The sequence below is a fragment of the Nocardioides sp. P5_C9_2 genome (assembly GCF_054049555.1).
In genome coordinates this window covers 1-11885 of sequence record NZ_JBFUMD010000057.1, presented here as the reverse complement: position 1 = coordinate 11885, position 11885 = coordinate 1, and the positions used below count along the sequence as shown (strand labels likewise).

General features: G+C 71.0%; 6 protein-coding genes. 1 reads left to right on the top strand and 5 read right to left on the bottom strand.

What is annotated here, in order from left to right:
• From ACXJKL_RS04845 to ACXJKL_RS04825, 5 genes are all read right to left on the bottom strand, one after another.
• Window positions 1-1900: bifunctional metallophosphatase/5'-nucleotidase (locus ACXJKL_RS04845; RefSeq protein ID WP_457205926.1), on the bottom strand; the 1900-nt coding region annotated here is incomplete at its 3' end.
• 97 nt (window positions 1901-1997) lie between these two features.
• The gene (gene pgsA / locus ACXJKL_RS04840; RefSeq protein ID WP_457205925.1) at window positions 1998-2636 is read right to left on the bottom strand and encodes a CDP-diacylglycerol--glycerol-3-phosphate 3-phosphatidyltransferase; all 639 of its coding nucleotides are present in this window, start codon (window positions 2634-2636) and stop codon (window positions 1998-2000) included.
• Window positions 2633-4141, bottom strand: a complete 1509-nt coding sequence (gene rimO / locus ACXJKL_RS04835; protein ID WP_457205924.1) for a 30S ribosomal protein S12 methylthiotransferase RimO — start codon at window positions 4139-4141, stop codon at window positions 2633-2635. The genes pgsA and rimO overlap by 4 nt, the downstream gene beginning before the upstream one ends.
• A gap of 81 nt (window positions 4142-4222) precedes the next feature.
• Entirely contained in the window at window positions 4223-6052 is a 1830-nt protein-coding gene (locus tag ACXJKL_RS04830) for a helix-turn-helix domain-containing protein (protein ID WP_457205923.1), read from the bottom strand.
• A complete protein-coding gene (locus tag ACXJKL_RS04825) occupies window positions 6052-8481 on the bottom strand; it encodes a DNA translocase FtsK 4TM domain-containing protein (protein ID WP_457205922.1) in 2430 nt (809 codons plus the stop codon). Before ACXJKL_RS04825 ends, ACXJKL_RS04830 begins: the two co-directional genes overlap by 1 nt.
• A gap of 577 nt (window positions 8482-9058) precedes the next feature.
• Between ACXJKL_RS04825 and ACXJKL_RS04820 the strand changes: the two genes are divergently transcribed.
• Window positions 9059-11885: M4 family metallopeptidase (locus ACXJKL_RS04820; protein WP_457205921.1), on the top strand; the 2827-nt coding region annotated here is incomplete at its 3' end.

The following is an 11885-nucleotide window of genomic DNA, read 5'->3' as shown; positions in this document are numbered from 1 at the left end:
CCGTGGTGGTGCCGAAGACCTTGGTCGAGCCGTCGTTCTTGACCTTGACCAGGTCGAGCCGCGTGTTCTTGGCGCCGCTCGGGTTCATGTCGAGGCGGTCGAAGACGATCGTCGCCTTGTCACCCGCGCGGTAGCTGTCCTTCAGACCGGAGACGTAGATCTGCTCGCGAGCGAAGCTCGGCGCGACCGGCTTGTGGTCGCCGAGGTACTTGATCCACAGGTCGCGGTCGACGAGGCCGGTGTCCTTCGACTTGCCCTCGGTGAAGGCGGTGAAGTTGTCGCCACCCGCGGCGAGGAACGAGAAGGTCGAGACGGAGTACGTCTTGGCCAGGTCGAGCGGAGCGCCGTTGACGCGCACCGAGGTGACGCGCTGGCCGACCGGCTGGGTCGGGTCGAGCGTCGTCTGGACGTTGTCCGACAGGCCCAGGTGCAGGAACGGACGCTGGTTGCCGGCCGGCTGCCACTGCTGCTCGAGGATCTTCTTCACCTGGGCGCCGGTGAGGGCCACGGTCGAGACGTTGTTGACGAACGGCAGGACCGTGTTGGCCTCGGCGTAGGTGATCACGCCGTCGGTGTTGGCCGGGTTGGTGGCCGCGTCACCCTTGAACAGCAGGTCGGTACGCAGGCCGCCGGGGTTGACGATGCCGAGGTCCGGCTTGGCGATGTCGGCGGGGATGCCGTCGCGCAGCGCATTGGCCACGAGGTCGCCGAGGGGCGACTCCGAGCCGCGGTCCTCGACCGGCTTGCCGCCGGCGTCCACGCCGTCGTAGGCGCGCGAGATGTCGGCGGTGACGGACCCGACGGGCCGGTCGCCGACGACCTTGGCGTTGGCGAGCGCGGCGTCCACGATCCTCTTCACCTCGGCGACGCGCGGGTTGGTGAGGGTCGGGTCGGCGGTGGTGCGCGGGGTGTTGGTGACGGTGAAGCCGGTGACCGGGTTGGTGCCGGGTGCGGCACCCGCGTCGACGGTCAGCTTGATCTGGCCGACGTTGGAGCCGTACTCACCGGTCTGGATGTAGGCGCGCTCGCCGCCACCGGGCTTGGGGCCCTGCCAGGCGTAGGTCTGGTGGGTGTGGCCGTTGATGATCGCGTCCACGTTGCCGGTCATGTTCGCCATGCGGGCGAACGCGCCGCCCTTGGCGACCTCGGCGGCGAAGGACGAGTTCGCGCCCACCGCGGCACCGGAGTGGAAGGTGGCGACGACGACGTCGGCCTCGCCGTTGGCCGGGTTGCCGTCCTTGAGGAGGTCGGCGTACCTGGCGGCCGCCGAGACCTCCTCGGAGAACTGCAGGTCGGCGACACCGGCGGGGCTGACCAGGCTCGGGGTCTCGTCGGTCACGCCGCCGACGACGCCGACGACCACGTCGTCGCTGGTGTCGGCCGGGGTGCCGTTGTCGACCGTGTAGGTCTGGAACGGCGCGAGGGCGGTGGCGCCCGTGGCCTTGACGGTGACGTTGGAGGCGAGGTAGTCCCACTTCGCGTTGCGCGTGGCCGCGGGGCCGATGACGCGGTCGCGGAGGTCGGCCCAGCCCTTGTCGAACTCGTGGTTGCCCACGGCCGACACATCGAGGTCGAGGGCGTTCATCACGTCGATGGTGGGCTGGTCGTCCGCGATCGCCGAGGCGAACTCGGAGGCGCCGATCAGGTCGCCCGCACCGACCATGAGGGTGTTGGCCGGGGTGGTGGTGGCGGCGGACACGTTCTCCACGGTGGTCGCCCACTTGGTGGTGTTCGTGTTGATGCGACCGTGGAAGTCGTTGATGGCGACGAGGTTGATCTCGACCGCCGGCGCCGCCTGGGCGGGGACGGTGGTGATCGCGACCACGGCCAGGGGTGCCGCGAGAACGCCCGAGGTGGTTGCCACCGCCACCCAGCGGCGCGCGAAGAAGGATGCTGACACAGGTGGTGCCTTTCCGGGATGTGAGTGATCCGGAGCACCCTAACCCGGCGGTCGACCGCCTGGTCCGTGTCAACGCGTGTGACAGGTGAACGTCTGGTTACCGACCAGGCGTTTCAGGCGCGGACGTCGTACGACGCTGCCGGGCGACGTCGCGGAAGAACTCGTAGCCGGACCACATCGTCATCGCGACCGCACCCGCGAGCACCACCTGGAAGGCGTAGAACAGCACCTCTCCGGGGACGCCCCAGGAGTCGAACGCCCCGCCGTGCGCGTCGCCGTGCGGCAACGGCAGGAGCAGGCCGGCCAGGGCGACGCCCTGCAGCGTGGTCTTGATCTTGCCGCTCCGCGACGCCGCGAGGACCACGTCCTTGAGCACCGAGAGGCGCAGCGCCGTCACGCTCCACTCGCGCAGGAGGACGACGATCGTCACCCACCACCAGATGTCCCCGACGATGGACAGACCGATGAACGCCATGCCGGTGATGGCCTTGTCGGCGATGGGGTCGGCGATCTTGCCGAAGTCGGTGACCAGGTCGTGCTTGCGGGCGATGTCGCCGTCGATCTTGTCGGTGATCATCGCGACCGCGAAGATCGCGAACGCCACCCACCGCCACGTCGGCGAGTCGCCGCCGTCCTGGAGCAGCGCCCAGCCGAAGAACGGCACCATGACGATGCGCAGGGTGGTCAGCGCGTTGGGCACGTTCCAGTTGGAGACGGTGCGGTCGGTGTCGCTCATGCGGTGGCTCCCGTCGGCCCGGTGCCCGGGTGGTGCGTCGCGGTGGCGACCAGGTCGACGCCGTCGGTGGCCACGACCTCCGCGAGGACGATGTCCCCGACCCGGGCGTCACCGGCGAGCTCGATCGTCGTCGTGCCGTCGACCTCCGGACCCTGGTGCTCGGCCCGTCCCTCGACGAGCCCGTCCTCGACCGACTCGACGAGCACCGAGACGGTCTCGCCGATGCGCTCCTCGGCCCGCTGGGCGTTGAGCTCCTCCACGAGCGAGGTGACGTGCTCGGTGCGGGCTCGCACCTCGTCCTCGTCGAGCTTGCCGTCGTACGTCGCGGCCTCGGTGCCGTCCTCGTCGGAGTAGCCGAAGACACCGGTGACGTCCATGCGCGCGGCCTCGAGGAAGTCGCACAGTGTCTGCAGGTCCTCCTCGGTCTCGCCGGGGAAGCCGACGATGACGTTGGACCGCACCCCGGCCAGCGGCGCGAGGTCGCGGATGCGCGCGAGCAGGTCGAGGAAGCTCTCCGGGTCGCCGAAGCGGCGCATCCGACGCAGCACCGACGCGCTGGCGTGCTGGAAGGAGAGGTCGAAGTAGGGGACGACGCCAGGGGTCGAGGCGATCGCCTCGATCAGCCCGGGACGCGTCTCGGCCGGCTGGAGGTAGGACACCCGGACCCGGTCGACGCCCTCGATGGCGGCCAGCTCGGGGAGCATCGTCTCCAGGAGCCGCAGGTCGCCGAGGTCCTTGCCGTACGACGTGGAGTTCTCGCTCACGAGGAAGAGCTCGCGAGCACCTTGGGTCGCCAGCCACTGGCCCTCGGCCAGGACGTCGCTCGGACGGCGGCTCACGAAGGAGCCGCGGAAGCTGGGGATCGCGCAGAACGAGCAGCGCCGGTCGCAGCCGCTGGCCAGCTTGAGCGGAGCCATCGGGCCCGAGTCCAGACGCCGGCGTACGGCGCGTGGCCCGGTGGCCGGGGCGCCCGCACCGATCTCGGAGACGTCCGAGGGCCCCTGGTCGGCATGGCCGGGCACCGAGATGGCGGAGGCGTCGCGCTCCACCGGGCTGATGGGCAGCAGCCGACGGCGGTCGGAGGGGGTGTGCGGGTGGTGCGTCTCCCCGGCGACGATCGAACGGAGCCGCGCGGCGATGTCCGGGTAGTCGTCGAAGCCGAGGACGGCGTCCGCCTCGGGCAGCGACTCGGCGAGGTCCTTGCCGTAGCGCTCGGCGAGGCAGCCGACGGCGACGACGGCCTGCGGGCGGCCGGACTCCTTGAGGTCCGCGGCCTCCAGCAGGGTGTCGACCGAGTCCTTCTTGGCGGCCTCCACGAAGCCGCACGTGTTGACCAGGACGGTGTCGGCGTCCTCCGGGTCGTCCACGAGCACGAACCCGTCGGCCTCCAGACGGCCGGCGAGCTCCTCGGAGTCGACCTCGTTGCGGGCACAGCCCAGGGTCACCACCGCCACGTTGAGGGGGGTACCGGGAAGGGCGCGGGCGTCAGCAGGAGTCGTGGTCATCGCACCAAGGAGTATGCCGCCTGGGCGGGGGCTGACCCCAACCCTCGCCCGCGGGCGAGGGCATGGCCCCCGTCACAGGCATCACCGCGAGACGAAGGTCCCCTGGCCCGCCACGCCGGCCTCGCCCACCGGTCGAGGGTCCTGGCCGTCGAGGGCGACCGTCACGGCGCCGTCGGTGGACTGCACGCGCACCGGAGGAGCCGCGTCGAGCTCCCGGGCGTCCCCCACCGCGAGGTTCCCCTTGAACACGATCTCGCCGGCGCCGTCGCGGACCACGACGTGCGCGCCACCGGTCGCGGCGGTGACCACCACGGGCACCGGGTCGGCCGTCGGTGCCGAGCCGGCGCCGCTGGGCCCGCCGGACCCGTTGAGGACCGGACTGGCGTTGCGCAGCTCGGTGGGCGTGTCCATCACCAGTCGCGCGATCGACCAGCAGAGCACCAGGGCCATCACCACCGCGACCAGCACGGACCAGTTGGGACCACCGCGGGTGCTGCGGATCGACCCGTTGGCGCCCGTGGYCAGCTCGGCCTCGAAGACCCGACGGGGGTTGATCGGTGCGTGGGCGTAGCGCTCGTCGTACGACGTCAGCAGCGGCGCCACGTCGATGCCCAGCACGCGGGCCAGGGTGCGCAGGTGACCGCGGGCGTAGAAGTCGCCTCCGCAGGGGACGAAGTCGTCGACCTCGATCGACTCGATGACGTGCGGGCGGATCCGGGTGCGATCGGCCAGCTGGTCCACGGTCAGACCCAGCCGGGTGCGGGCCGCGGCCAGCTCCGGCCCCACCACGGGGTCGGCCGCGGGGAGGGTGGCGAACTCGTCGATGACCAGCGGCTCCACGACCTCGCCCTGGCGGGAGATCGGTCGGACCCGGTCACCCCAGACCTGGGTGTCCTCCACCAGGCTGACGCTGCCGGGACGGCGCAGCTCGCGACCGCCGGTGTCGTCGCCGGTGTCCTCGGTGACCTCACGGCGGACCTCGGAGCGCCGGGCGCCGGCAGCCTCGCGCAGCGGGGAGGGGGTGGCGCTGGCGACGACGGGCTCGTCGACCTCCACGTCCTCGAGCGCGTCGTCACGGTCCGCGTCGTCGTCCTCGTGCTCGGCGTCCGCCGCGTCCTCGGTGCGCTCCGGGCGGCTCGGGACCAGGGCGGACAGCCGGGCGATGCCGGCGGCCAGGAAGGGACGCGGGTCGCGGACCCGGTGCGCGACCTCGGTGCCGTCCGCGTCGCGCTCCGACTCGTCGAGCAGCTCGTGCTCCTCGTCGTGGAGCCCGCGCTCGGCGTCTGCGGTGTCGTCCGCGCCCGGCACGTCCAGCACGATGACCTCGGTGGACCGCATCGCGACGCGGTCCAGGGCGGCGGTCAGGTCGTCGCCGCCACCGCTCACGCGGGTGGCGAGGCCGAGCGGGACGGCCAGTGGGGCGCCGTACAGGCGTCGGGCGAGCCCGGCCTGGCGGCGACCACGCGCATCGAGCTCGTCGAGGACGAGCTCCTCGTTGTGCGCGACCACCACGAGGCGACCGTCGCGGAGCAGGCCGCGACGGGGGCTGTGCTCCACGTGGTGCACGGCGCTCCAGGGCAGGCCCCGCCACGTGTTGCCCAGGCGGATCCGCACACCCTGCGCGTCGGCGACCAGCAGCGGCGTCCGGGCATCGACGAAGGCGCGCAGCCACCCGATCGACACGAGCCCGAGCACCACGGCGAGCACCCAGTCGAGGACGGCCCCGGTCTGGGTGGCGCGCGCCAGGTAGGCGATCGCGATCGCGGCGGCGACCGCTCCCACGGCGGCGGCGAGCGCCCCGTTGCGACGTACCTCGACCGCCTCGGGCGCCATCGACAGGGACTCGGTCGAACCGGTCCCCTCGGTGGTCCCCTCGGCCGATCCGTCGTCGTACAGCTCAGCAGCACCCATCACGCACTCCCCTCGATCGTGGCAATGACGGCGTCGATCTCGTCGGGCTTCACGAGCACGTCGCGAGCCTTCGACCCCTCGCTCGGACCCACGACGCCGCGGCTCTCGAGGATGTCCATCAGTCGTCCGGCCTTGGCGAAGCCGACGCGCAGCTTGCGCTGCAGCATCGACGTCGAGCCGAACTGGGTGGAGACGATGAGCTCGATGGCCTGCACCACGAGCTCCATGTCGTCGCCGATGTCGTCGTCGATCTCCCGCTTGGCCGCGGCCGGGGCGGTGACGTCCTCGACGTACGTCGGCTCGAGCTGGTCCTTGCAGTGCTTGACGACCTGCTGGATCTCGGCCTCGGTGACCCACGACCCCTGGACCCGGACGGGCTTGCTGGCGCCCATCGGCAGGAAGAGGCCGTCACCCTGGCCGACGAGCTTCTCCGCGCCCGGCTGGTCGAGGATGACCCGGCTGTCGCCGAGCGAGCTCGTCGCGAAGGCGAGGCGGGACGGGACGTTGGCCTTGATGAGGCCGGTCACCACGTCGACCGACGGACGCTGCGTGGCGAGCACCAGGTGGATGCCGGCCGCGCGGGCGAGCTGGGTGATGCGGACCACCGAGTCCTCGACGTCGCGCGGGGAGACCATCATCAGGTCGGCGAGCTCGTCGACGATGACGAGCAGGTAGGGGTACGGCGTGAGCACGCGCTCGCTGCCGGCGGGCACCTCGACCTTGCCTCCCCGCACCGCCTTGTTGAAGTCGTCGATGTGACGGAACCCGAAGTTGGCCAGGTCGTCGTAGCGCATGTCCATCTCGCGCACGACCCAGGCCAGCGCCTCGGCGGCCTTCTTGGGGTTGGTGATGATCGGCGTGATGAGGTGCGGCACGCCCTCGTAGGCGTTCAGCTCGACCCGCTTGGGGTCGACCATGATCATCCGGACCTCGTCGGGCGTCGAGCGCATGAGGATCGAGGTGATGAGCGAGTTGATGAACGACGACTTGCCCGAGCCGGTGGCACCGGCGACGAGCAGGTGCGGCATCTTCGCCATGTTGGCGACGACGAAGCCACCCTCGACGTCCTTGCCGAGCCCGGCGACCATCGGGTGGTGGTCCGCGCGGGCGGTGTTGGAGCGGAGCACGTCACCGAGGGAGACGATCTCCTTGTCGAGGTTGGGGATCTCGATCCCGATCGCGGACTTGCCGGGGATCGGGCTGAGGATCCGCACGTCGGCCGAGGCGACGGCGTACGCGATGTTCTTGGAGAGCGCGGTGACCTTCTCGACCTTGACGGCGGGACCGAGCTCGACCTCGTAGCGCGTCACGGTCGGGCCCCGGGTGTAGCCGGTGACGGTGGCGTCGATGGCGAACTCGTCCATCACCTGCATCAGCCGCTCGACCACGGCGTCACTGGCCTTGGAGCGGGCCTTGTGCACCGAGCCGGGCTTGAGGACCTCGTTGCCGGGCAGCGAGTAGGTGATGTCKCCGGACAGCGCGAGCTGCTCCACGCGCTGGGGCAGCGGCGTGTGCGGCGGGGGCTCGACGTCGCCGGTCGCGTCGGTCGCGTCGGGGACCGACGCCCCGGGGAGACCGACGGCGGGCGTGGTCTCGGTCGGCGCGTCCGCGAACAGGTCGATGCCGGCGTCCGTGCCGTCCTCGACGTCGGACTTCTTGCGGGCGCGGCGGCGCTTGACCTCGCGGTCCTCCAGGACCGGGGAGTCGTACGCCGGGTCGCCTGCCTCGGGGTCGATCTCGTCGAGCATCCCGCGACGGCGGGTGCGCATCGGCGTGGTGGGAGCCTCCAGCTCGCCGGCGACACCCTGCTCGGTCGCGGTGCGACCCAGGGCACGGTCGCGGGCGGCGGCCAGGCGGACCGGGATCTGGTAGACGGGGGTGGCGGTGATGATGAGGACGCCGAAGAACGCGAGCAGGGCCAGCATCGGCACCACGACGTACGCCGTGCGGAACAGGTCGAGCAGGAGGCTCGAGGTCACGAAGCCCACCGCTCCCCCGGCCTRCTGCAGCGAGCTGGCGTCGCCGAGCTCGGGCTGCGGGTTGCCGTTGGCGATGTGGACGATCCCCAGGATGCCCAGGGCGAACGCGGACCAGCCGATGACCTGGCGGCCGGCGGGGCCGTTGCGCTCGGGGTCGCGCAGCGTGCGCCACCCGGCGTACACCAGGAAGAGCGGGACCAGCCAACCGACCTTGCCGACGGCACCGGCGGTCATCGAGCGCATGAACTCCATGACCCCGCCCGGCAGCTGCCACCAGACCGCGGCCGCGACCACCATGGCCAGGCCGAACAGGAACAGGCCGACCCCGTCACGACGGTGCTCCGGCTCGAGGTCGCGGGCCGACTGCCCGATCGAGCGGGCCACCGCACCGAGGGCGTGGGCGATGCCCAGCCAGACCGAGGCGACCGTGCGGCCGATGCCGCCGAACATGCGGGCGACCGGGCCCGGCCCGTTGCGCACCGCCCGGGGGGCCGGACGGGTCGTGGGGCGCCGCGAGCTGCCGCGAGCGGGCGTGCGGGAGCCGCCCTTGCTCGTCCGGGACGCTGGGCTCTTGGTGGTACTGCGGGATCGGGTGCCTGAGGACGTGGTCCCACCGCCCCGCGAGCTGCCTCGCGAGCCGGTGGAACCGGACGTGCTCGTGCTCCGCGACCCCGCCGGGGAAGACGTACGGGTCGCCATGCCGCGACCCTACGGGAGAGTCACACCAGCCCCACGGATCACACGAAGCGTGTCGCACCCCGGCTGTACCGGCGTGATCACGAAACACGAGTGTTACGAGAAACATTCGCAAGGGTCTACCGGTGTCACGTCTGCGTTCGTATGGTGTCCCAGATCACTCGGGCAGATCTGTTCCGAGTGGCGCTCAGAACAATCTGGAGGAAAACACGTGAAGCTCCTCAACAGGGGGCTTGCACTCGCAGTCGTGGGGGCCGGCCTTGCCGCCCTTCCCACGCTCGGAGCGCAAGCACTGCCGGCAGCACCTGCCGGCGACAACGGCCTGAGGGCCATGACGAACCGGGCTGACAGCCCGGTCACCGTCAGCGACGAGAGCGCGACCGGCAAGGTCGGCTTCATCCGCGTCAAGGGCAACGGCGACCTGATGCCCGGGCGGACGGGCGACTCCGCCTCGGCCGCCGCGAGCAAGGCCGGTGCCTACCTGGACACCTACGGCGCCAACTTCGGCGCCCGTCCCGGGGAGCTCGAGCAGAGCGGCATCACCCGCAACCAGTTCGGCTGGACGGTCATCTACAAGCAGGCCTACCAGGGCGTCCCCGTCTTCGGCGGGACCCTCAAGGCCAACGTCGACCTCGAGGGCGACCTCACCTCGGTGAGCGGCTTCGCGGCCCCCGGTCTCGACCTGAGCGTGACCCCCGGCCGCAGCGCCGCCGACGCCGCGGCCCGCGCCGTCGCCGTCGTCAAGGCCGCCCCGCCCACCACCGAGAGCGGCTCCCGCTCCGACGTGAAGGGCCTGCGGGCCGCCTCGACCGACCTGACGATCTACCGCCAGGGCGCCGTGAAGGGTGAGTCCGGCAAGGCCGAGCTCGTCTACGAGGTCGAGGTCACCAACGTCACCAAGGACGGCAAGGGCGGCAACATCCGCGACCACGTCTTCCTCGACGCCGGCACCCTGAAGCCCGTCAACCGCTACTCCGACGTGCACGAGGCGCTGGACCGCGAGCTCTACACCACCGACTACGACCGCACGGACCCGCCCGGCACCCCGGTCAGCATCGCCCCCGTCTGGTTCGAGGGTGACCCGTTCCCGGGCTCGCTCGACACGGACCAGCAGGACCTCGTGAACTCGACCGGCGAGGCCTACTCGCTGTTCTTCAACACCTTCGGCGTCGACTCCTTCGACGACGCGGGCAGCACGATGGTCACCCTGCACAACCGACCGGACGCCTGCCCCAACGCCTCGTGGAACGGCTCCTACACGAGCTACTGCGCGGGCGTCTACAGCGACGACGTCGTCTCCCACGAGTGGGGCCACGCCTACACCGAGTACAACTCCGGCCTGATCTACCAGTGGCAGTCCGGCGCCCTCAACGAGGCGTACTCCGACGTGTGGGGCGAGACCCTCGACCAGCTCAACGGTCGTGAGGACGAGGGCGAGGTCGACGCTCCTCGCGAGGACGGCGTCTGCTCGCTCTACACCCGCGGTGAGATCACGGCGCAGATCAACTCGCCTGCCTCGGTGCAGGGCCCCTGCGCGGGCGCCGCTCCGGCTGCCTTCGGTCCCCAGTTCACCACCGCCGGCACCACCGCCGACGTCGTGGTGGCGACCGACGCCGCCAACGACGACGGCCCGCTCACGACCGACGGCTGCAGCACCATCACCAACGACCTGTCCGGCAAGTGGGCGTACGTCGACCGTGGCACCTGCGTGTTCACCGACAAGATCGACAACGTGATCGCCGCCGGCGCCACCGGCGTCGTCTTCGGCAACAACCGCGCCGGAGTCTCCTCGGTCGCGGGTGACTACGCCATCCCCGGCCTCATGGTGACGCAGGCGGACGGCACGAAGATCAAGTCGGTCGGCGCGGTCAACATGACCGTCAAGGAGCTGCCGCGCACGGCCACCAACTCGCACCGCTGGCTCATCGGCGAGCAGTCGACCGCCTTCGGTGGCGCGATCCGCGACATGTGGAACCCGACCTGCTACGGCGACCCGGGCAAGGTGTCCGACGCCGAGTACCACTGCTCGTCCGACGACAACGGCGGCGTGCACGGCAACTCCGCGGTGCCCAACCACGGCTACGCCCTGCTCGTCGACGGTGGGACCTACAACGGTCAGACCGTCTCGGGCATCGGTCTCGACAAGGCTGCGAACATCTACTTCAAGGCCCAGAACGAGTACCTGACCGAGACGTCGGACTTCGTCGACCACGCCGACTCCCTCGAGGCGGCCTGCACGGCGCTGGTCGGTCGTCCGATCAACGCGATCAACCTCGAGATCGGTGGCACCCCGGAGCAGGCGGAGCCGGTCACGGCCACCGACTGCGAGCAGGTCACCAAGGTCATCGCCGCCGTCGAGCTCCGCAAGGACCCGACGGTCCAGTGTGACTGGCAGCCGATCCTGGCCAAGGACGCCCCCGCCCTGTGCGGGGACGGCTACAGCAGCCGCGTCGTCTTCGCGGACGACTTCGACGGTGGCATCACGGCCTGGACCAAGGACCAGACCGTCGCCTACCCCGGCGGCAACGGCTTCCCGTGGCGTACCACCGCGACCTTCCCGGGCCGCGACAACGTGGGCCGCGTGGCCGTCGGTCCTGCCCCCAACGAGGGTGACTGCAGTGGCGGCGTCGGTGACATCTCGAGCAGCGACTCGATCACCAGCCCGTCGGTCCTCGTCCCCACGGGCAAGGCGCTGCGCATGTCGTTCGACCACTACATCGCGACCGAGGCCGGCTTCGACGGCGGCAACGTCAAGATGAGCGTCAACGGTGGCGCCTTCGAGGTCGTCCCCGCCGACGCGTACGTCTTCAACCCCCCGAACGCCCTGCCTCTCACCACCGAGGCCGAGCAGAGCACCAACCCGCTCGAGGGCGAAGACGGCTTCTCGGGCACCAACCCGGGCAAGGCCTCGGGTTCGTGGGGTCAGTCGCAGATCAACCTGGAGGCAGCCGGCGCCAAGGCGGGCGACTCGATCCAGGTCCGCTTCGACATCGGTCGTGACGGTTGCGGCGGTGTCGACGGCTGGTACGTCGACAACGTGTCGATCTCGGTCTGCGAGAACGTGGCGACCAAGGTCACCGCGGTGCACGTGCCCGAGCCGGCCACCTTCGGCACCGCGTCGAAGGTCGACGTCACCGTGACCGCCGACCAGGGCGGCG